At 64.6% G+C, this 22,083-nt stretch carries 15 protein-coding genes; 5 read left to right on the top strand and 10 right to left on the bottom strand.

The annotated features are described in order from the left end of the window. Positions 1 to 11: 11 nt before the first annotated feature. The 3 genes from K5R33_RS10035 to K5R33_RS10025 all read right to left on the bottom strand — a co-directional run bounded on the left by K5R33_RS10035 (position 12) and on the right by K5R33_RS10025 (position 4,433). On the bottom strand, positions 12 to 1,061 hold the full coding sequence (locus tag K5R33_RS10035) for a quaternary amine ABC transporter ATP-binding protein (protein WP_220748888.1): 1,050 nt from the start codon (positions 1,059 to 1,061) through the stop codon (positions 12 to 14). 72 nt (positions 1,062 to 1,133) lie between these two features. Continuing rightward, on the bottom strand, positions 1,134 to 2,093 hold the full coding sequence (locus tag K5R33_RS10030; protein ID WP_220748887.1) for an ABC transporter substrate-binding protein: 960 nt from the start codon (positions 2,091 to 2,093) through the stop codon (positions 1,134 to 1,136). Between the two features lie 30 nt (positions 2,094 to 2,123). Next, complete coding sequence (locus tag K5R33_RS10025; RefSeq protein WP_220748886.1) at positions 2,124 to 4,433, bottom strand: DUF1989 domain-containing protein; 2,310 nt, start codon at positions 4,431 to 4,433, stop codon at positions 2,124 to 2,126. A gap of 107 nt (positions 4,434 to 4,540) precedes the next feature. Here K5R33_RS10025 and K5R33_RS10020 point away from each other — a divergent pair, with 107 nt between their 5' ends. Next, positions 4,541 to 5,587 (top strand): LacI family DNA-binding transcriptional regulator, encoded by a 1,047-nt coding sequence (locus tag K5R33_RS10020; RefSeq protein ID WP_220748885.1) that lies wholly within the window; start codon positions 4,541 to 4,543, stop codon positions 5,585 to 5,587. Between the two features lie 192 nt (positions 5,588 to 5,779). Next, positions 5,780 to 7,336, top strand: coding sequence for an ABC transporter permease (locus K5R33_RS10015; RefSeq protein ID WP_220749069.1), 1,557 nt, complete (start codon positions 5,780 to 5,782; stop codon positions 7,334 to 7,336). Between the two features lie 297 nt (positions 7,337 to 7,633). Here the strand turns inward: K5R33_RS10015 and K5R33_RS10010 are convergent, their stop codons facing one another. The 3 genes from K5R33_RS10010 to K5R33_RS10000 form a co-directional block, all read right to left on the bottom strand. Then, positions 7,634 to 8,659, bottom strand: a complete 1,026-nt coding sequence (locus K5R33_RS10010) for an extracellular solute-binding protein (RefSeq protein ID WP_220748884.1) — start codon at positions 8,657 to 8,659, stop codon at positions 7,634 to 7,636. 119 nt (positions 8,660 to 8,778) lie between these two features. Beyond that, positions 8,779 to 12,408 carry a bifunctional proline dehydrogenase/L-glutamate gamma-semialdehyde dehydrogenase PutA gene (putA, locus tag K5R33_RS10005; protein WP_220748883.1) on the bottom strand — a complete coding sequence of 1,210 codons (3,630 nt, stop codon included), beginning with the start codon at positions 12,406 to 12,408 and terminating at the stop codon, positions 8,779 to 8,781. Positions 12,409 to 12,455: 47 nt separating this feature from the next. Then, positions 12,456 to 13,379 (bottom strand): aminotransferase class IV, encoded by a 924-nt coding sequence (locus tag K5R33_RS10000; protein WP_220748882.1) that lies wholly within the window; start codon positions 13,377 to 13,379, stop codon positions 12,456 to 12,458. 197 nt (positions 13,380 to 13,576) lie between these two features. On the opposite strand from K5R33_RS10000, the gene K5R33_RS09995 reads away from it, so the two are divergent. Further along, entirely contained in the window at positions 13,577 to 14,029 is a 453-nt protein-coding gene (locus K5R33_RS09995; protein WP_220748881.1) for a DUF2267 domain-containing protein, read from the top strand. Positions 14,030 to 14,128: 99 nt separating this feature from the next. Further along, positions 14,129 to 15,676: an ATP-binding protein gene (locus K5R33_RS09990; protein WP_220748880.1), complete on the top strand. Its 1,548-nt coding sequence runs from the start codon at positions 14,129 to 14,131 to the stop codon at positions 15,674 to 15,676. Between the two features lie 28 nt (positions 15,677 to 15,704). On the opposite strand, the gene K5R33_RS09985 is transcribed toward K5R33_RS09990, so the two are convergent. Then, positions 15,705 to 16,436, bottom strand: coding sequence for a response regulator (locus K5R33_RS09985; protein WP_220748879.1), 732 nt, complete (start codon positions 16,434 to 16,436; stop codon positions 15,705 to 15,707). Positions 16,437 to 16,598: 162 nt separating this feature from the next. On the opposite strand from K5R33_RS09985, the gene K5R33_RS09980 reads away from it, so the two are divergent. Beyond that, positions 16,599 to 17,261, top strand: coding sequence for a helix-turn-helix domain-containing protein (locus K5R33_RS09980; RefSeq protein ID WP_220748878.1), 663 nt, complete (start codon positions 16,599 to 16,601; stop codon positions 17,259 to 17,261). 54 nt (positions 17,262 to 17,315) lie between these two features. Here the strand turns inward: K5R33_RS09980 and K5R33_RS09975 are convergent, their stop codons facing one another. From K5R33_RS09975 to K5R33_RS09965, 3 genes are all read right to left on the bottom strand, one after another. Then, positions 17,316 to 17,585, bottom strand: coding sequence for a hypothetical protein (locus K5R33_RS09975; RefSeq protein WP_220748877.1), 270 nt, complete (start codon positions 17,583 to 17,585; stop codon positions 17,316 to 17,318). Between the two features lie 630 nt (positions 17,586 to 18,215). Beyond that, the gene (locus tag K5R33_RS09970) at positions 18,216 to 19,217 is read right to left on the bottom strand and encodes a 2-hydroxyacid dehydrogenase (protein WP_220748876.1); all 1,002 of its coding nucleotides are present in this window, start codon (positions 19,215 to 19,217) and stop codon (positions 18,216 to 18,218) included. A gap of 55 nt (positions 19,218 to 19,272) precedes the next feature. Beyond that, complete coding sequence (locus K5R33_RS09965; protein ID WP_220748875.1) at positions 19,273 to 21,975, bottom strand: bifunctional acetate--CoA ligase family protein/GNAT family N-acetyltransferase; 2,703 nt, start codon at positions 21,973 to 21,975, stop codon at positions 19,273 to 19,275. Positions 21,976 to 22,083: the final 108 nt, after the last annotated feature.

Below are 22,083 nucleotides of genomic sequence, written 5' to 3'. Positions count from 1 at the left end.
GCAAACCCCCGTTAGCTTTGGCTGTCTTGGATGGCGCGGATCAGGCCCGCGCGGTTGATGACCCCCACGGTCTTGCCACCGTCGGTCACCGCCACAATCCCATGCCCATCCACGCAAAGGCCCATCAGATCGTTCAGATCCATGCTGGGGTGGGCTTCGGGCGCATCCTCTGGCACGGCGCCGTGCTTGGCCTGGAACTCATCCACCGGTTTCATGACGGAATGGGCGAAGATCATGTTCAGCTTGGAGATCCCGGCCACGAAATCCGAGACGTAGTCGTCAATCGGATTGAGGATGATATCCTCTGGCGTGCCAACCTGGACGATGCGGCCATCCTTCATGATGGCGATGCGGTGACCGATGCGAATGGCCTCATCCAAGTCGTGGGTGATGAACATCGTCGTTTTCTTGAGCTGATGGCTCAGCTCCATGAATTGGTCCTGCAACTGTTTGCGGATCAGCGGATCTAGCGCGCTGAAGGGCTCATCCATGAGCAGGATTTCCGGGTCGGAGGCGATGGCCCGCGCCAGGCCCACACGCTGCTGCATCCCGCCGGACAACTCGTGGGCGTATTTGTCTTCCCAACCGGTCAGTTCTACCAGGTCGAGAACGCGGTCCGCCTCTTCCCAGCGACGGCCCTTGCCGGTGCCCCTGATCTCCAGGGGCATGGCCACATTGTCGCGCACGGTGCGGTGGGGCATCAGGCCAAAGTTCTGGAACACCATGGCCACGCGCCGGTTGCGCAAGGTCCGCAACTGATCGGGTGGCAGGCCCATGACGTCTTCGCCGCCGATCCGGATCGCACCCGCCGTAGGCTCCAACAGCCGGTTGACGTGTCGCACCAGGGTCGACTTGCCGGACCCGGACAGGCCCATGACGCAGAACAACTCACCTTTGGCGATCTGAAAACTTGCGTCGGCGACGCCAACGACACAGCCGTATGTGGACAGGACCTCGGCCTTCGATAGGCCCTCGGCACGGATGGCGGCCAGCGCCTCGTCCGCGCGGTCCCCAAAAACCTTCCAGACGCCTTCGGCGTCGATAAAGGCATCGTCAGACATGCCGCACCCCCTGTGACATGAAACACGACCCCCGACGGCGCAGACCGCCGGAGGTCATCGCGACCCTGCGGATCAGTTCAGGCCCAGCCAGCCGTCCACGATGTCGCCATTGGCCTCAATCCAAGCCGCCACGACCTCGGCGGTGTCACCGCCTTCGACCACAACCTGGTAAGTCAGTTGCGACAGGTTATCGCTGTCCATGTCGATGGCCGCGAGGAAAGACGCGGCAGCGGGGTTCCGCTCCTCCAGGGATTTGGAGTGGGCGACGCGCACGGTCTTTTTCTCGTCACCGGTCAGGATAGAGGAATTCTCGAACCAGTTCGCATCCTCGTCAGGGGTTTTGATGGTGTAGCTGGCGGCGTCATAGGCGGGCTCTTCCAGGATCGTCACAGGATAGAGCGCATGCACATAGTGCGGCTTGTAGCAGTAGAAGGCGACGGGCTGTTCTTCGGCGATGGCGTCCTTGAGGCGGGCGTAGAACACGGCCTCATCTTCGGTCGTTGGTTCAACGAAGGTGCCGATGCCGTAGTCGCGGACCTTGACCAAATGCACGTTGGTCGAGGCCCAGCCAGAAGCACCCACCCAGATTTCGCCCATGCCGTCGCCGTTGGTGTCGAACATGGTCTGCGCGTCTGGCGTCGCCAGATCGAAGACCGAGGTCACGCCCGCCTCGATCACGTAGTTCGGCACGCAGAACCCGGATTCGCCCGCATAGGACCCTTCGGACAGAGCAACGGTGCCAGCGCCGTCCACGTATTTGTCGGTGAAAGACGATTGGTTCGGCAACCAGACATCGGGATGGACGTCGATGTCACCGCGCCCTCCGTCCATGGCCTCAAAAATGACGGCGTTGGCGCCGGGGGCATATCCAACCTCACCGCCCAGGCGACCTTCGATCACCTGACCGATCAAGTTCGCCATGATCTTTGCGCCGGGCCAGCTTGGCTCACCGATCATGACCTTTTCCTGCGCCATCGCGGTGGTGGCGCCTAGGGCAAGGGCTGTGGTCAGCAGCACTGTCTTAAATGTCATGTTCTATCCTCCTGTTGGATCGTCTTCGGTTTATGCCCGCGCTCTTTCGCGGCGCGGATCAATAAAAGGAATGTCGCAAACGGTGCCCGTCAAGCGTTTCATGTGCCCGTCCATCTGGCCGATTTCGAGCATCGTGCCCGTTTCGGCAAATTCGACGGCCAAGCGCACCATGGCGATGGCCCGTTCCAGGCTTGGGGATCGGGTCGCGGATGTCACCACCCCGACGGGCCGTTCCCCCGCATAGACATGGGCCCCATGGGCAGGGATATCGTCACAATCGAGCAGCATGCCGCGCAACTGCCGTCGTGGCGCGGTGGCATTCCGTTCCAACGCGGCCTTGCCGATGAAATCGTCCTTCTTGAAATCGACCGCAAACCCAAGACCGGCCTCTAGCGCGTCCACGTCCGCCGCGAATTCGGCGCCAGCCGCCGCCAAGCCTGCTTCGATACGAATGATCTCCAAGGCATGGGCGCCCATGGGGGCGATCCCGAACTCTTCGCCCGCTGCCATGATCGTGTCCCAGATTTCGGTCGCGTCCGACGGGTCACAAAAGATCTCGTACCCCAGTTCACCGGTGTATCCCGACCGGGACAGCATGAAGGGCGCCCCTTCCCGATCATGGAGCCGCGCAACCGTCACCCCAAACCACTTCAGGGCCTCAAGCGAAGGCACATGGGGCTGCATGAAAGCAACCTTGCGCAGCACATCGCGGGAGCGCGGCCCCTGGAGCGCCAAATTGGGCAAAGACGCCTGCATATCGCGGATGCGGACGTCCAACCCTTCGGCGTTGGCCTTGAGGTGCCGCACGGATTCCTCGGACCCGCAGCACCAGCGGAACGCATGGGGCGCCAGACGGAAGAGCGTGCCATCGTCGATGACGGCACCCTGTTCATCGCAGATCAGCGTATAACTGCCCCGCCATTGGGCCAACTTGGCCACGTTGCGCGTGGTGACCCGTTGCAGCAGCCTCTCGGCGTCGGGGCCGACCACGTCATATTTACGCAGGGCGCTCATGTCTTGCAGGGTTACCCGTTCCCGGCAGGCCCAATATTCGCCGATCGTCCCCACACCGGGATAGGCGGCAGGCAGCCACAGATCGCGCGCCGCCTGAAATTGCTCGGTCAATTGGCTGGTCCGTCCGTGGAACGCAGAGGTTTGGCTTAGGGACATGCGCGCGTCTTCCTTTTGACGGTGCGCCACGGCCCGTCGGATCGGGGCGTCGGGCCGATAGATACGGACATGGACATCGGTGGGGTTCCAGCCATTGATCGGGTCCACATCATCGGGACAGGCGGTCGACACACACACAAGATCATCCATCGCCTGCAAAGCCACATAATCACCCGGACGGGACCAGGATTCCTCGACCTGGATGCGGTTATCGCTGTGGTCGATCCAGGAATTGAAAAAGAAGTTGATCGCGGGCCAAGCCGGGCGCCGCTCCACCCCGTAGGACGCGACCGCCTCGGAAATGTTGTCAGAGCAATTCACATGGCCGGGAAAGCCACGCTCCTCATACCCGCGCGCCGTACAGGCCAGGGCAAAGGTGTCATGGCGCCCGCAAGTGTCCTGCACGACGTTCAAAAGGGGACGCATGTCGCTGTCGTAGAATTTGTCGAACAGACCGGGTCCGGGATAGGCGCCGCCCACAAGCGACCGGGTCACGGTGCTGTCGATCCGCTGTTCCAACCCAGCCTCCAGCCCCGCCGTGCGGAAGGCCATGAAATCGGAACACTGTTGGCCCTCAATGTCGATCACCTGGAGGACGTCCCCCCGCCGGACTTCGTAAGCCCGTGCGGTGGCGCGGGAAATCGTGAATTCCTCGCGAATCTCGCCCAATGGCTCCGGCAGCAGAAGATTGGGCCGCGCCGCTGGCTTATGCCCCAAAAGGACCGTGCCTGACGGCGACGTTGTCACGTGATCGGCCTTGTTGGCAGCGTTAATCACCCAGACGGTACAGGCGCCGCGCGCCGATAGGACGAGCAACGGCTCCTCTGTGACCAAGGGGCAGGCGGCGAGCGTCGCGGCGTCGCCCCCCTCACCCGCGCACCAGCCCACGAACTCCGCGCTGGCGAAATCGCTGAGGGGCGGCGTCACAGTCCCGGTTAATCCCAGAAGCGGCAAGGCATCGGTGCCGTCTTCGGTCATGGCGACCACCATCACACCACCGGCCTGGGCCGCATCGCGAAGGCTGAGCACATCGTCCGATTTCAGATCAACCCGCTTCGCCGTGCGCGGGTGAACGGGCCAACACAAAGCGGGATGCGGCGCCGCTAGCCCGGGAAATCGTCGACCACGGGCAACGGTCTGGCCGTTCAGAAAGGACGCGAGAAGTGTCATCGGCGGTGTCCATAGTAAATGTAGACGTCTACATTGCGTTGAAAAAGGGATCATTCCACCGCATGAGTCAAGCCTGTTTCACATCACATCTTAAGATCAGCCAAAAGATGACCAAAGCTTCGACGTTTGACCGAAAAGGCCGCGCCACGATCGTGGACGTGGGGCGCGTGGCAGGCGTATCGGACGCGACGGTCTCGCGGGCCTTGAACAAGCCCGAGACGGTGTCCGCCAAAACGCGCGCGCGGATCGAAGCGGCCATCGCCGAAACCGGCTACGTTCCGAACCCACTGGCCAAGGCCATGGTCTCGGGCCGGACCTATACCATCGGCGCGCTTGTCCCGACGCTGAACCACTCGATCTTCTCCAAGTTTCTCCATGCGCTAGAATCTGACCTCTCCGACCAGGGCTATAACCTGGTTGTTGCCGTCACCGACGCGGATCGGGATCGGGAGGTCGAGAAAGCCAAAAAGCTGCTGGCCATGGGGGTGGAGGGGTTGATCGTCTCGGGCCTGTCCCACAACGCCGATCTTTTGCGAGAGGCGGCGCGCTTCGCCGTCCCGCTCATCGCCACGTCCTACTATGAGCCGTCGGCGCCGCTGCCCACCATTGGCTATGACAACAAGATCGTGGCGACACAGGCCTTGGCGCATCTGACCGCCCTTGGGCATCGCCGGATCGCCGTGGCCCATGGCCCTGTCGCGGGCAACGACCGGACCCGGTCGCGGATCGATGCCTTGGCGGACCCGGGCGAGGGCGCCTCTCTCACCTTTTACGAAACGACGCTGGACTATGCTGGCGGCGCCGCGGTGGTCGACCGTTTGGAGGGGCCGTACTCCGCGCTCCTGTGTCTGTCGGACGTGTTGGCCGTCGGTGCTCTGTTCCAATTGCGGTCTTTGGGAAAACGCGTGCCCGAGGATATCTCCCTGATGGGGTTCGACGACCTGGATGCGTCGCAGTTCACTGTCCCGCCGCTCAGCACCGTGCGGCTTCCGATCCAAGACATGGGGCGCGTCACCGCCCGCGCGGTCTGTGACTTTCTGGACAGCGGCAGCCCAATCGCGCCCCGCCTTTTGGAGGCCCAGGTGATCGCGCGCGCCTCCACCGGTGCCGTGCCGTTGGCCCCTGGGGCGTCGGACAACCCCCGTGGATCGTAAATATGCCGCACCGCCGCCCGTGCCCTGCGAGAGGGCGCGCGGTGCCATCGGGTCTCGCCCCGTGTTAATGGATCGCGAAGGTGCAGGAGGATCCGTTTGACCGACACAACATCAATCCAGGCCGGTCACCGCTCCTCGCCCCTGCGGTTAACAGTGCCCGCCGTCGTGATCGCCGCTCTCTGCCTGTTGCCCATGGCGGCTGTGGCCCTGGCCGCGATCCTGGGCGATTTGGACACGATCCATCAGTTGGCCACGACGGTTCTGCCCCGCTATGCCGGTGCAACGGCTGTGCTGATGGTGACGGTTGGCCTGGGATCGGCGATCATTGGGACGGCGGCAGCCTGGCTAGTGGTGGCGTGCGACTTTCCCGGGCGCCGTTGGTTAGAGCCCACCTTGGTCATTCCCCTGGCCTTCCCGGCCTACGTCCTGGCCTATGCCTACACCCATGTCCTGGACTTTCCTGGTCCGGTGCAGACGGGGCTCAGGTCGCTGACCGGATGGGGGCCCCGCGACTATTGGTTCCCCGAGATCCGGTCCACGGGTGGCGCGGCCTTTGTGATGACGCTGACGCTCTATCCCTATGTGTACCTGCTGGCGCGGGCGGCGTTTCAGTTGACCGGCAAGGGGTCGTTCGATGTGGCGCGCAGCCTCGGCCAAGGCCCCTGGGCGGCGTGGATCCGGGTCGTTGTGCCCATGGCGCGCCCGGCGATCTTTGCTGGGGTTCTGCTGGTCGCGATGGAGGTGATCGCCGACTACGGCACCGTCGCTTTCTTCGGGGTGCAGACCTTTGCAACCGGCATCTATACGGCGTGGTTTACCCTGGCCGACCGTGCCGCGGCGGCGCAATTGGCCCTTGGACTGCTGAGCTTTTCCCTGCTGCTCGCTTTGTTGGAGCGGAGCACGCGCAAGGGCGCGCGCTATGCCGCCCGGGGGGGGCGCGGAACGGGACGCACGCCGCTGGTGGGCCTGCAGGCCTGGGCCGCCACGATGGCCTGTGCCCTGCCCGTCTTGGCGGGCGCCATCCTGCCGGCGATCGCGCTGACGACGATGGCCTTGGGGTCGGAGCAAGACATCACCTCGGCCCGCTACGTTCGTTTTGCGACGAACACGATCACGCTGGCCTCCATTGCAGCCATCGTCACGGTGATCGCGGCGGTCACCTTGGGCACCTTCTCGCGCGTGGCCCCCGGTCGACGCTCCGAGACAACCCTGGCCATCGGACGCCTGGGATACGCCGTACCCGGTGGCGTGATCGCCGTCGGTCTGCTTGTGCCTTTCGGCGCCTTCGACAATGCGCTGGATGCCTTCATGGAGGCACGGTTCGGCATCGACACAGGGTTGCTGATCACCGGGTCGATCTGGCTGCTGATCGGGGCCTATATGGTCCGCTTTCTTGCCGCCGCCGTGGGGGCCTATGAGAGTGGGCTGTCCACGGTCACCCACAATGTGGACGCAGCTTCCCGCGTGCTTGGGGCGGGTGTTTGGGGCATGGTGCGGCGCGTTCATCTGCCGGTTGTCCGCCCTGCCGTGGCGACGGCGGCGCTGATCGTTTTTGTGGACGTCGCCAAGGAGTTGCCTGCTACGCTGATCTTGCGGCCCTTCAACTTCGACACACTCGCCGTACAAGCCCACCGGCTGGCCTCGGACGAGCGACTACAGGGGGCCGCTGTGCCCAGCCTGGCTCTGGCGGCTTTGGGGTTGATCCCGGTCCTCATCCTAATGCGTCGCATGGGACGGGATCGAGGCTGACGGTCCGCGAGGGCCATCTGGCCCAAGTCGGTTGGATCCTCCGGGACGGGCTTTCGGAAACCCGCATCCAGCGGACAAGCACGCGGCCCAAGACCCTCGGTGACGCGGTGGCCTAAGGAACCCGCGTGGTGTTCCCAAAAGACCGACAGGACCATCTGGGTTCGCGCGAAGGGACAACACAAATCAAACAAAACGCTTGTGGACAGCGGTAGCCCATCAAACGCACGCGCTAACCGCCCCGAAACGAAAACGGGGCGCCAAATCTGGCGCCCCGCATGTCCACTCATCCGGTGTGGATTATTCCCAGCCGACAGCTGCAAAGATGCTGTTTGCCGTCTCAACGTTTTGGGCAACCGCCGACAGGTCGACTTTGTCTTCGACCAGATCGCCAAGGCTGGCCACGCTCTCGGACAAAGGCGTGCCTTCGACGGCCGGATATTCGTCGTTCCCGTTGGCGAAGTACTGCTGTGCCTGGGCACTGGCGAGATACTCCAGGAAGGCGACCGCGTTGTCGCGGTTCGGGGCATTCGCCGCGACGCCACCACCGGACAGGTTGATGTGTGCGCCCTGATCCTCGGTCATCATCGGGAAGACATGGCCGATCCCGGCCAGTTGCTCCGCACCCAGACCGTCGACCGGTTTCCGCACGGCGCGGGCGAAGTAGTAGGTGTTGGAAATCGAGATATCGCATTCGCCCGACACCAGGCCGCGCAGCTGATCGGTGTCACCACCCTGGGGGTCGCGGGCGAAGTTGTTGACGAAGCCCTGCGCCCATTCGGTCGCGGCCTCTTCACCGTAGTGCTCGATCACAGCCGACAGCAGCGTCTGCGAGTAGACGTTGGTCGAGGACCGGTGACAGATCATGCCTTCGTACTGAGGGTCGGCCAGGTCCAGATAGGTGGCAGGCGGGTTCGAAACATCGGCCTCATCGTAGAAGACGATCCGCGCACGCTTGGAGAAGCCGAACCATTGGTTGTCGGCATCCTGAAGGTTGGCGGGGATCGCTGCTTCCAGGGCCTCGCTCTCGACGGACTGCAGAACGCCAGCGGCTTTGGCCCGCTCCAGGCGCGTGGTGTCCACGGTCAGGAGGATATCGGCGGGGGAGTTCTCACCCTCGGCCTGCATCCGCGCGATCAACTCGTCGGCCTTGCCTTCGATGCGGTTGATGGTCACGCCGGTCAGCTCTTCGAAGTCGGAGTACAGACGCTCATCGGTGTCGTAGTGGCGCGACGAATACAGGTTGAGCTCGCCGCTCAGGTGACCGTCGGCATACACTGGCAGGGCGACAGTCGTTGCCAGGGCGGCAAGGAGGGTGCGGTTCATGGGGTCTCTCCATAAAGCTGACTATTTTAGTCATCATTGAACTGGGGCGGACCCTACAGATGCCCTCAAAAAAGGCAACTGTTTTGGTCAGGAAATTTTCTGCGTGGCGCGGAGCCCGATTAATCCGCCGCTTGGGCCAGTAACGTCGCGTTGCCGCCTGCGGCTGTGGTGTCGATGCAAACCGCCCGTTCCGTGCAATATGCCGTTGGATCAATGCGTGCAGAGACGATTGGCACGATCGGCCCGGGTCGCTCGGCCAGCGCCCGACGGACCTGACCCAGATCGTGCCCAGCCGCCTGCAGGGCGACCAAATCCACAGGCAGTGTTTCGAGGTCCTCAGCGCTCGGGGGGTGATCCCAGACCGACACAGGCAGCGCGGCACGCAGCAGGGGCGCGAGGCTCTGCGAGGCCCCATCGCACATGGCCAAAACGCCGTTGCCGGCAGCCAGCGCCTGAACGCATTGGTCCAACATAGCATCCGGCTGCGGCCCCAGGCATAGTACCAGGCCCCGGGGCTCCAGCGTCATCTGGTTCGCCTCACCGGTGGGGCCGGGCAGATCCACGGGGCCTGCATCAACGGCCGCAGCAGCCGCCACGGAAGCGGCGGCCCGACCACGCAGCGCGGCGCGCAGCCGTGCAATACGGTCCGGTGCTTGAGCCCACGCAGAAAGATCGGCACAGGCTGCGGCATCAGGCGCCAGACCGGTGGGCATCCTTGGCGATGGGGCAAGGGTCAGGGGCCCCGGCGCCGAAGGGGGCTTCTGAAACCGTCGCAGGTAATGGGGACCGCCTGCTTTCGGTCCCGTCCCGGACAAGCCGTGTCCGCCGAAGGGCTGCGACCCGACCACCGCCCCGATCTGATCGCGATTGACGTAGGCGTTCCCGACCCGCACCCGGTCCAGCACCCGCTGAACCCGGCCGTCAATTCGCGTGTGCAACCCGAACGTCAGGCCGTAGCCCGTGCCGTTGATCGCGTCGACCACCCTGTCCAGATCCTCGGCTTCAAAGGTCGCAACGTGAAGAATAGGGCCGAACACCTCCCGACCCAGGGCGTCGATCCCTGGCACACGGATCACGGTTGGCGGCACGAACAGACCATCCTCAGGCACAGCAGTCTGTTTCAGAACCCGACCCTCGGCCCGCGCGCGGTCCACATGGGCGGTGATCACGGCCCGAGCATCGCCATCAATGACCGGCCCCACATCGGTCGAGATTTGCCAAGGGTCCCCGGGCACAAGCACGTCCATGGCGCCAAACAGCATTTGGAGCAGATCCTCGGCGACGTCCGCCTGCACATAGAGCATCCTCAGGGCCGAGCAGCGCTGGCCTGCCGATTGGAACGCACCGCGTAAGATGTCCCGGGTTGCTTGTTCCAACAGCGCGGTTGAATCCACGACCATGGCGTTCAGCCCGCCGGTCTCTGCGATCAACATGGCCTCTGGCGCGGTCTCCGCCAGTTGGCGGTCAATGAGCTTGGCCACCTCGGTCGAGCCAGTGAAACACACGCCCCCAAGACGGGGGTCCGCGACAAGGGCCGCGCCCACGGTGGCGCCCCCGCCGGGGATCATGTGCAGAACGCCGTCTGGCACGCCCGCCTGATGCATCCACGTCACGGCCCGCTCCGCGATGAGCGAGGTCTGTTCCGCAGGTTTCGCGATAACCGCGTTCCCCGCCGCCAAGGCCGCCGCGATCTGGCCTGTGAAAATCGCCAGGGGGAAGTTCCAAGGGCTGATACAAAGGATCACCCCACGGGGTGGCGTCCCACCCCCCGCCGCTTCGGCTTGATCGGCGTAGTAGCGGAGAAAATCCACCGCCTCGCGCAATTCGGCGACACCGTCCAGCAGCGTTTTGCCAGCCTCACGCGCCAATAGAGCAAAGATCTCGGCGGCATTAGCCTCAAAGATATCGGCCACGTCGCGCAAGATCGTGGCCCGCGCCTGCGCGCCCAGGTCGGCCCATGCCGGCTGATGCTGCTGCGCGGCCTCGACCACCAGATGAACGTCTGCGGGGTCGGCATCGACGACCGTGCCCACGGTTTGGGTCGGCTCCGCCGGGTTGGTGACGCGGCGCTGCCCCGTGTGCGCGGCCACGGGGGTTCGGGGCGCCGCGTGCCACTGGGCTGGGGCCGTAAAGACGGCCCGCTCCACCTCAAGGGCGTTCAACACAAGGGGGTCGGTGATATCCCAGCCACGGCTGTTGCGGCGCGGTGCGAACAAATTCGCGGGCTTCGGCAGCGTAGGGTTGGGCGCGAAGGCCGCGTCAACAGCCAGGGCAATCGGGTCGCGCGCGATCTCTTCGGCGGGCACGGTCCCATCGACGATCTGATGGACAAAGGATGAATTTGCCCCGTTCTCCAACAGACGTCGCACGAGATACGCCAAGAGGTCGCGATGGGCACCGACCGGCGCATAGATCCGACAGGGCACGGGGCGCTTGGACCGCAAAACACCATAGAGCGCCTCTCCCATTCCATGCAGCCTCTGAAATTCAAAAGGTTGACCATCTTGCGCCAGATGAAGAATCGCCGCGACAGAATGGGCATTATGCGTGGCGAACTGCGGATAAATCCGGTCCGTCATCGATAAAAGCTGTCGCGCGGCGGCAAGGTAGGCGATATCGGTGTGGGCCTTGCGGGTGAACACCGGGTAGTCGTCTAATCCCATGACCTGGGCGCGCTTGATTTCCGCGTCCCAATAGGCGCCCTTGACCAAGCGCACCATGATCCGGCGATCCAGGCCATCGGCCAGCGCGTAAAGCCACTCAATGACGGGTCCGGCCCGTCGGCCAAAGGCCTGGACCACGACACCGAACCCGTCCCAACCGCGCAAATGATCGTCGGCTAAGACCCGTTCAATGACATCGAGAGACAGGTCCAGGCGATCCGCTTCCTCCGCGTCGATGTTGAGCCCAATCCCAGCGCCCGCTGCGGCCCGTGCCAGCGACAACAAACGGTCGGCCAAGATGGGAACCACCGTCGCCGCTTGGCCCTGTTCGTACCGCGGATGGAGCGCAGACAGCTTGACCGAGATCCCAGGATTGCGCGCCACCTCTGACCCCCTCGCGCGGCTGGCGATGGCCGCAATCGCCTCGGCATAGGCCCTGTGATACCGGAGGGCATCCGCCTCGGTCCGCGCCGCTTCACCCAACATATCGTAGGAATAGGTATAGCCTTGGGCGACCATGGGATCGCCCCGTTCCATGGCTTGTTGGATCGTCTCGCCCAAGACAAACTGCGCCCCCATTTCGGCCATGGCCTGTCCCACGGCCCGGCGGATCACCGGCTCACCCAGGCGGCGGACCAAGCCCCGCAACGTCCCGACCACTCCGACGCCATTCGGATCCAACACCTTGCCCGTCAGCAGCAAGCCCCAGGTGGAGGCATTCACAAGGATCGACCCGCTGTCTCCGATGTGGCTGGCCCAATCATGGGGCGTGATCTTGTCCTGGATCAGGGCATCCACGGTTTCGGTGTCCGGCACGCGCAGCATTGCCTCGGCCAAACACATCAGGGCGACGCCCTCATCGGTGGACAGCCCGTATTCCGCCAGAAAGCTCTCCATCAGGCCCGTTTGACCGGTCTCACGGACAGCCCGCACCAATGTGGCGGCCTGGTCCGCGATGGTGGCGCGGTCCTCCGGTGACAGGGCAGTCCGAGCGGCCAAACCGCGAACCAGGGCAGACTCATCGGTCAGCGTCGCCCGCCGAATGGCCAGGCGCAAATCCGAGAGGTGAGAACACAGCTGTGACATTGGCAGACGCCCGTGACCTGGGGGGACCTTTGGTCTTGGGATGATCTTCAACCGCCGGTGTCACGCCTTACAAGATCTTTGTAGAGCGCGCGGATCCGTTCGGTCATGGGCCGCTCACCGGTCCCAATGGGCTTACCGTCGATCTGGGCCACGGGCGTCTGGGCCCCAAAGGTGCCGGTCAGAAACGCCTCGTCCGCGCCGTAAGCGTCGTAGAGCGAGAAGTTCCGTTCAAACACGGGGATACCGTCGGCCCGGCAAAGGTCGATGACCTTCTGCCGGGTCACGCCATTCATGCAGTAGTCCCCGGTCGAGGTCCAAACCTCCCCCCGGCGGACAAAGAAGATATTGCAGGCGTTGGTCGTGTTCACGAACCCATGGGGGTCTAGCATCAAAGCCTCGTCCGCCCCGGCCTGTTCCGCCTGCAAACAGGCAATCACACAGTTTAGCTTGGAATGGCTGTTGAACTTCGGGTCCTGACTCATGGGCAGGCCGCGCACCTGGGGGACCGTTGCCAAACGAATGCCCGTGGTCCGCAGATGGTCCGCCGGTTTGGAATGCTCCGCGATGGCGACGATCGTCGGGCCAGACCGGCTGAGCGCGGGGTGTTGGAACGGCTTGGCTTTGGGGCCACGGGTCACCATCAGCCGACAATGGGCATCATGGGTCATCCCATTCGCCTGGGCCGTTCGGTCGAGGATCTGGCGCATGTCTTCCGGCCCCATCCCGATATCCAGCGACACGGCCTTGAGCGCGCCAAACAGCCGATCCATGTGATCGTCGAAAAAGGCCCACCGCCCATTGTACAGCCGCAGGCCCTCCCACATGCCATCGCCCAGCATGAAGCCGGAATCATAGACCGACACCTTCGCCTGATCCTTGGGGACAAGATCGCCGTTCACATAGATCAAGAGGGTCTCGTTGCGGGCGTCCTCCTCCGCGTCATGGGTGGTCGGCGCGTCGGTGGGTCCCATGGCGGCTGTCCTTTCGGGGGCGGGGGCTGACCTGTTTTAGGCGCGGTCACGCCTGCCGGGTCAAGACAGCAGACGCGCGACGCCAAGCGATCTTTGATCGGGCGACACGCGCCGTAGGGCCGGGACGTTGATGGCCGTCAATGTGGCCCGCCACGTAGTAGGCCATCCTGGGCGCAGTCCCGAAAGGAGGCGTCCGCATGTCCCCCCAAGGTCCAGACACGCTCGACCCGACTGTCCGCCTCACCCAAGACTGGGTGGACGAGTTGGCGGATCGGCTGGGGTGGTCCAGCCGACGCGCCACCCTGTTGCTGCTCCGGACGGTTCTGACGGAACTGCGCGCCCGATTGCCACCGGGGGATATGGCCCGCCTGTCGGGTCATTTGCCGCTTCTGCTGCGGGGCATGTTCTATGAGGGATGGCATCCGGCAACGCCTCAGGTCCGGGACAGTGCGTCGGATGGGTTCGAACGGGCCGTGGAGGCGCGCCTCGGTCCGTTGCGCGGGTGGCGGGGGCAGGCAGAGATCGCAGCCGTATTTTCCATGCTCACCGTCCGCCTTCCATCGGCGGAGGTGCGTCGTCTGCGTCGGGCGCTCCCCCAGACCACAAGGGACTTCTGGCCGCCGGATACCCGGACCCCGCCCCACCGATGACACCGGACACTATGCCAGGCCCATCGCCCATCGGCGGAACACCGTCACGATTCTGGGGAATGGCTAGCTCTCCGGCGTCTGGGCTGGCAGTTTCCGGGCATGGATCACACCGGCCCCCTTTCGCAGGACATCGACTCCGGACTGCTGCTCGATGCGTTGTTGGACGCCGCCGTCGACGCCATCGTTGTGGCCGATGCAGGCGGGCGCATCTTGCGGGTCAATCAAGCGGCGGCGCGGCTGTTTCGACATGCCCCCGACGCCATGGTCGGGCAGGATCTGGCGATGCTGATGCCGCCGGACATGGCCGCGCGCCATAAAGGCTTCGTCGATCACCATCTGGCCACCGGCGAACGTCGGATCATCGGGATCGGGCGTGACCTCGTGGGCCTCCGCAGCGATGGGACCACGTTCCCGCTGCACCTTTCCGTCGGTCGGGCCGAGGCCGGAGGGGCGCCGATCTTCGTTGGGATCTTGCACGATCAAACCCGCCGACGCCAAGCGGAGGAGGCGCTGACACGGGCGCAACGGATGGATGCCATCGGGCAGATGACGGGCGGCATCGCCCATGACTTCAACAACCTCCTGACGGTGATTGTCGGCAATCTGGAACTGTTGGAAATGTCCGATCCGAACCCCCGCGAACGCGACTTGATCGACGATGCCCTGTCCGCAGCGGAGATGGGGGCCGATCTGACCTCTCGGTTGTTGCTGTTTTCCCGCAAGGGAGAGTTGCGGCCAGATCGGTTGGACCTCGCTGCCTCGTTGTCCGATGCGCTTCGGATGCTGCGCCGCACGCTGAGTGCGCGCATTCGCCTGGAAACCCGCGATGGCCCTGCGCCCTGGCCTGTCCGGCTGGACCCGACACAGCTTCAGACGGCCATCATCAACCTGTCGCTCAACGCCCAAGACGCCATGCCTAAGGGCGGTCGCCTTCAGTTCGAAATCGAGAACGTGATCATCGACGATGACTACGTGGCCCAAGATGTGGACATCGAGCCCGGCCGCTACGTGCGCCTGTCAGTCATGGATGACGGCTGCGGCATGACGGCGGAGCAACGGTCCCGCGCGTTGGAGCCGTTCTACACCACCAAGCCAGCGGGCAAGGGCACAGGTCTGGGACTGTCCATGGTCTATGGCTACGTGCGACAATCGGGGGGCCATGTGGCCCTCTATTCCGAGCCGGGACGGGGGACGTCCGTCGCGCTCTACTTTCCGGTCGAAGATGCCGCCCAGGCGACACCTGTGGACCAAAGCGCAGCCATCACCGAAGTGGGCCAAGGAGAAGTCGTCCTGGTTGTCGAGGATGACGCCGCCGTCCGCCGCTTGTCAGAGGAACGGGTGACCGCGCTCGGCTTTACCGTTGTCGGCGCCCGCGACGCGGATGAGGCCTGGCGCATCCTGGAGGACCGCAAGGATGTCCGCGTGGTGTTCACGGATCTGATCATGCCGGGCACCATGACCGGTGAGGACCTGGCCCAGCGCATCGCAACCGAACACCCAGGCGTCGCCGTTTTGCTGACCTCGGGCTTTTCTGGTGGGATGGCCAACCTGGAGGGGATCCCCGGCGCACCCCGCCTGTTGCGCAAACCCTATCGCCAGGCGGACCTGGCCCAGGCGTTCCGGGCTGTGCTCCCCAAAGACGGCTGAGCGCCAAGCCCCCGGGGCGCGTCCCAGATCAGTCGCCGTAACCGTCCATCGCCACCGGACGTTCCGTCAGCATGTAGCCCACGCCCCTGACGGTGCGGATCAACTGCGGCTCCGCCGGGTCCCGTTCGATCTTTTTGCGCAGGCGCGCCACTTGGTTGTCGATCGCCCGATCCAGCGGAGACCATTCCGCACCCTGGGTCAGATCCATCAGCCGGTCCCGCGACAATGTCCGCATCGGATGGTCCACGAAGGCCCGCAACAGACGTATATCCGCCGTCGTCACGTCACAGGGGCGTCTGGTGCGGTCCAGAACTTCCATCCGGTCCAGGTCCAGTGTCAGACCATCCAGGCGCAGCCGGGACGGGCCTTGCACTTGAGATGGTGGCTCAGCGCCCCGCCGGAGTACGGTTTTCACCCGGGCCAGGACCTCTCGCACGTGGAAGGGTTTCGCGATGTAATCGTCCGCCCCCAGTTCCAACCCCACGACACGGTCGATGACGTCACCTTTGCCAGTGATCATGATGATGGGCACCGCACTGGCCTGCCGCACTTGCCGCGCCACGTCCAAACCATCGGTTGGCCCGAGGTCCAGATCGAGCGTTATCAAATCGGGGTCATGGTCGCGCAGCATATCCATGGCGACCGTGCCATCGCTGGCCTCATGGACCTTGGCGCCATCGCTCTCCAAGGTTCGACGCAGCAATGTGCGCACCTTCTGGTCATCTTCCACGACAAGGATTGTCCGTCCCTTGAGCGGCATGGCGACCTCCTGTTGCGCAATATGCGTGGACCGACCAAATGCCGGTCGAATGAAATGGCGAACCCTACAACGACACTTTGTGACAAATGATTACGTTCCCTAGGTAAGGCCTGCGACGGGCTGCCAACAGTGTCGATCCCGAAAAAGATGGGAGAGAGACACATGACCGCCGTTCAACCGATCTTGCGCATGGCCAACCCCAAACCTGCAACGGCTCGGGCGCATGTTCGCCCCATGCGCAACCTGCCGCGACAGGCCACGCTCTACCGCGAACGGGACGCCGCCGACACGCTCTATGAGGTCACGTCCGGCCTGTTGCGGCTCACCCGCGTGCTGGAAACGGGACGTCGCCAGGTGGTGGCCTTTGCCCAACCGGGCGACATCCTAGGGTACGCGGCGGGACCGGTGCATCAGGCCGATTGCGAGGCCCTGACCGATGTGACAGTCCTGACCCATCGGCGCAGCGCGCTGGATGACGCCCAAACCAATCCGGTCCTGCGCCAACGCCTGCAGGCGGGCGCCATGGCCCAGATAACCGCTCTGCAAGACCATCTGCTGCTGCTGGCGCGGAAGGGGGCGGTCGGCAAGCTGGCGGCCTTCCTCTGCCACCTGGAGGGCAGGAGCACTGTGCTCAGCTCCGACGGCACGGTGATCGACTTGGGCGCCCCGCGCGGGGATATTGCCGACTACCTCTGTATCTCACTTGAGACGGTCAGCCGGACACTGACCCGGATGTGCGAGGATGGCATCCTGCGGCGCGACGGGGTCTCTCGTCTCATTGTCCGGGACAGCGCGGGGCTGGCCGCCCTGGCCCGTGCCGATTGACCCCCCGCGCTATGGCTGACCGCGCCGATGGTGGGTCAGCCGCAAGGGTCGCCGCTAGATGGGCGTCGCGTGATGCTCATCCTCGACCTGCGGTGGGGGTCCGACCGGATGGCCCATGGCGACTTGGACCGAGGACTGGACCAAGGTCGCCCAGGTGGTCGCGCAATCGTCGCGCAGATCACGAAGGTACGCCTGCTGGACGTCTTGCGCCTCGCCCGGGGACCGACACCCAAGCAGCTTCGCCGGCAAGCACAGCGACCTGTCCATGCGACGAAGGCCGAAGCGCGCCGTTTGAAGTTGCACCTGCATCATCGACTCGACCATGCGGTCCCATCCGCCGGACGGGGACGGCGCACCCTGCGAGGGAGCGGCCCCGGAACAATGCTGGTCGGGCACATGCGGCGTCGCAGGGGTTAGGGGCGAAACACCCGCCCCAGACGGTCGGTGTCTAGGCGCCCGCGGCTTGAGTTGCGCCACATTGGACGCAGTCGCGCTACGCCCCCTTGATGTCTTCCCGACGGCCATGCTGACACCTCCCTGTTCGCGTCCCGATATTGCCAGTCTTTCCAGCGATTGGTCCTTGACCCGCGTCAAACGGCACCCAGCCAGACCCCCAACGCACGAAATCTCCCTTTCATGCTCATTAACGCGGCACATGACGTAACAAATCGGGATGAAGTCTGGCCCAATCAAGACGGGTGTCGGCGGTCCAGACGAACCACGGACACCATCGCGGAGCGGAAGACCGCGCGGGCCCGCGTGTCACTATCCCATGATCGGGGCGAGCGGGCTTGGTATCCGCACCTCAAGCCGTGCCCTCGACTGACCCAGTCACACCGCCCGGCCCATGGGGCTTGGACGACGATTGCACCAACAATCGTCAATCAGGGGCATCAGAGCCGACCCACCGGCACGCCGCGTTCGGACGGGGGCAAAAGACCCCTAGGATCGCGGCTACGCATCAGGGGTCACCACAGGATGCAGGGGGCGCCCGTCCTGCGCAAAGGCGCTCAAATTGCCAAGGGTCGTCTGCGCAATACCGTCGAGCGCTTCCTGCGTGAAAAACCCCTGATGCCCAGTGATCAGCACATTTGGAAACGTCAGGAGGCGGGCAAAGACGTCATCGGGGATGAACCGGTCAGACAGATCCTCAAAGAACAGGTCTCCCTCCTCTTCGTAGACGTCCAGAGCCAGCGCCCCGATCCGGCGGGATTTGAGCCCCCGGATCACCGCGCGCGTATCGACCACCGCGCCACGGGACGTATTCACAAGGATCACGCCCGGCTTCATCTGGGCAATGGCCGTATCGTCGATCAAGTGGTGCGTCTGCGGCGTCAACGGACATTGGAGCGCAATCACATCAGCCGCCCCAAACAGCTCCGGCAGATCAACGTAGCGCACGCCAAGCGCCTGCAATTCTGCGCTGGGGCTAGGGTCGAAGGCAATGACGTCACAGCCAAAGCCGCGCAAGATCTTGGCCAGAACCGTCCCGATCTCACCCGTTCCGACGACCGCGGCTGTCTTACGATACAGGTCCACGCCCATCAGGCCGTCCAGTTCGAAGTTGCCCTCGCGCACACGGGCATAGGCGCGATGGATCCGCCGGTTGAGCGCCAGGATCAGGGCCATGGCATGTTCCGCAACGGCATGGGGCGAGTAGGCAGGGACCCGCGCGACCGACACACCCAACCGCGCCGCCGCGCGCAGATCCACGTTGTTAAACCCAGCGGATCGCAGGGCAATCAGGCGAACCCCAACCCGCGCGGCACCTTCCAGGACTGGGGCGCTCAAATCGTCATTCACAAAGGCACAAATCGCCTCGGAGCCTTCGGCTAACCGCACCGTCTCGGGCGTCAAGCGCGCCTCTAGGAACCGCAGATCATGACCGTCTCGCTCCGCATGGGCGGACAGAAAGGTCTTGTCGTAGGGTTTCGATGAAAAGACGGTCATGCGCATGGTGTGGCCTCGGTCCTGGGGTGACCAGGTGCAACGCGCGACCCCTCGAAATGGGTCACACCAATCGCTCTGCCAAAAGAACACCCTGCCGACCTGGGGCCTCGCGCAAGGCAAAGCCTTGGCCCCGCAGCAGTGCCGCCATCGGGGCATTCCCGCTGCGTAAGAGACTGGTCAGGCGCACGATCCCCTGCCTGCGCGCGGCATGGATCAGACCTGCCAACAGGCTGCGCCCGACACCCAAACCGCGCAGCGCGCGATCCACGACGACAGCGCAATCGGCGGTTTGCCCATCAGGGTCGAGGATCGAACAGGCCAGACCGATTGGCCGCACCCCGGAGCGAGACACCAACCGGGCCAGCAGGGCTAGGTCGGCCTCATGATCCGCCTGGGTCAAACGCGCAAGGTCGGTGATCGCGGTGAGCGCGCGCGCATCGAGGTTTCTGTCCCTATCCTCCCTGGCCAGCATCTGTCGCAGAAGCACATCGTTGTCCTGGGCATCGTCTGGCCGAAGGGGCCGCAGCGTGACGGCGCGCCCGTCCTCCAGACGAAACCGCCGTTCTGTGCCCCGGGGGCTGGGTGCGATGGCGAGGTGTGCGCCAGGCGTGCGGCCCGCCGGGGGGCGCGCCACCTCGATCCGAGCATCCAGCGCCAGGACCTCGTCGGGACCAGCCAACAACGGATTGATGTCGAGCGCGACGATTTCGGGCAGATCCTCCACCATCTGAGAAACCCGCAGCAGAACGTCTTCGATCTGCGCCCGATCAACGGGCGCCAAGTTGCGGAACTGGCCCAGCAGGGTGGCAACGCGGGTCCCATCGATCAAGCGTCCGGCCAGCAGATCGTTCAGGGGCGGCAGGGCCACGGCACTGTCACGCATGACTTCGACCAACGTGCCGCCAGCGCCGAAGGCAATCACCGGCCCAAAGACCGGATCGCGGGACACGCCGATCAACAGCTCCCGCCCGTCGCGGACCTTGGCCATCGGTTCAATCGTGACCCCTTGGATCCGGGCTTCGGGCCGTGCTTGGCGGGTGGCATCGGTCACTGCGGCGAAGGCCGCGTGCAGATCCTGGGGCGTTGCCACCCCCAATCGCACCCCACCCACGTCGGACTTATGACTGATGTCGGGTGAATCGATCTTGACCGCGACAGGCCACCCAAGCTCCGTTGCGACCGCCAGCGCGGCATCGGGGGAGGCGGCCCGGCGGGTGGCCCCGACGGGGATACCATAGGCCTGCAAGACGGCTTTCGCCTCACCATCGGACAGCATGGATCGACCGGCCCCCAGCGCGTCATCCACAATCTCGCGCGCGGCATCCGGGTCTAGATCATGGCGCCCACGGACACTGGGCGTCTGCTGGGCGAGGCGCCGATTGTGGGCATGGCGCGCCAGGAAGGCGAAGGCTTCGGCGGCGCGCTCCGGCGTCGTGAAATCCGGCAAGCCCGCCGCCGAAATGACACGCCGAGCATCGGTGACAGAGGTCTGGCCCATCCAGCAGAACAACACCGGCTTGTCCGGCCTGGCCTGCGCCAAGGCAACAGCCCGCCGCGCCACATCCGTTGCATCGGTGATCGCCTGGGGGATCAGGATAATCAGCAACCCGTCAAAGGCCGGATCGTCGAGACCCGCTTGGATCGCCGCCTCAAACGCCTCAGGCATGGCATCACCGATGATGTCCAGGGGGTTCGCGCGCGACCAATGGGGTGACAACACAGCATCCAAGGCCGCAAGCGTGTCGGCGGATGGCGCAGGCAAGTCTATGCCCATATCCTCGGCCCGGTCGGTGGCAAGCACGCCCGCGCCGCCGCCGTTGGTGACAATCCCCAGACGGTTACCCTGCGCCCGGCGACCGGACCCCAAAATCTCGGCCGCGGCGAAAAGCTGACCGAAGGTCTCGACCCGCACGGCCCCACCCCGCTCTAGCGCGGCGTCAAAGGCCGCATCCGACCCCAGCAATGCGCCCGTGTGGGTCGTGGCCGCCACAGCCGCCGCGGTCCCCCGACCAGATTTCAGCACCACCACAGGCTTAACGCGCGTGGCGGCGCGCAACGCGCTGACAAACCGCCGAGCATCGCGCACCCCCTCTACGTAGAGCAGGATCGCATCGGTCTGGGGGTCGGCAGCCAGGAAGGAAATCGCCTCTCCGAACCCCACATCGGCGCCGTTGCCAAGCGAGATGATCGACGAAAATCCTAGATCGTTTGGACCTGCCCAATCCACGATGGCGGAGCAGATCGCCCCCGATTGTGATACCAGACCCAACCGCCCCGCAGGCGGCATGGACCTGAGGAAAGACGCGTCCAGGCCGCTGCTGGGACGCTGCAGCCCAACGCAATTGGGGCCGACAAAGCGGATGCCATGGACACGGGCCACATCGCGCACCCGCGCCTCCAACGCGCGCCCCGCGTCCCCCGCTTCGCCAAACCCGGCGGAAATCACGACCGCCTGACAAATCCCTGCGCGCGCGCAATCCGCCAGGATATCTGGAACCGTCGCCGCAGGCGACGCGATCACGGCGAGATCCACAGGTCCCGGCAGAGAGGCCACATCGGGGAAGCAGGACTGGCCGTCGATGCTCCGGTGTTTGGGATTCAACAGGTAGACAGGTCCCGCGAATTGGGCCGTCAGCTTGCGCACCAAATGCCCCCCGACCGACGCGCTGCGGGGACTGGCCCCGACGATGACGACGCCCTTGGGGTCAAACAACGGGCGGAGCGGGTGCACCCCCGTCCCGGGCGTGTCGATAGAATGGTCCATGCCTGTCCCTCCGGTCGATCGTCTGGCGCATCTGCCCCGCCGGGGCCGTAACACGCGCGATGTGGCATCCCCGTGACACCCTGAGAGTGGTTTGACAGGCGATGCGCA

This window comes from Jannaschia pagri, assembly GCF_019655435.1.
Lineage (GTDB): Bacteria > Pseudomonadota > Alphaproteobacteria > Rhodobacterales > Rhodobacteraceae > Jannaschia > Jannaschia pagri.
The sequence above is the reverse complement of the archived record's forward strand: the minus strand, read 5'-3'. Positions and strand labels throughout refer to the sequence as shown.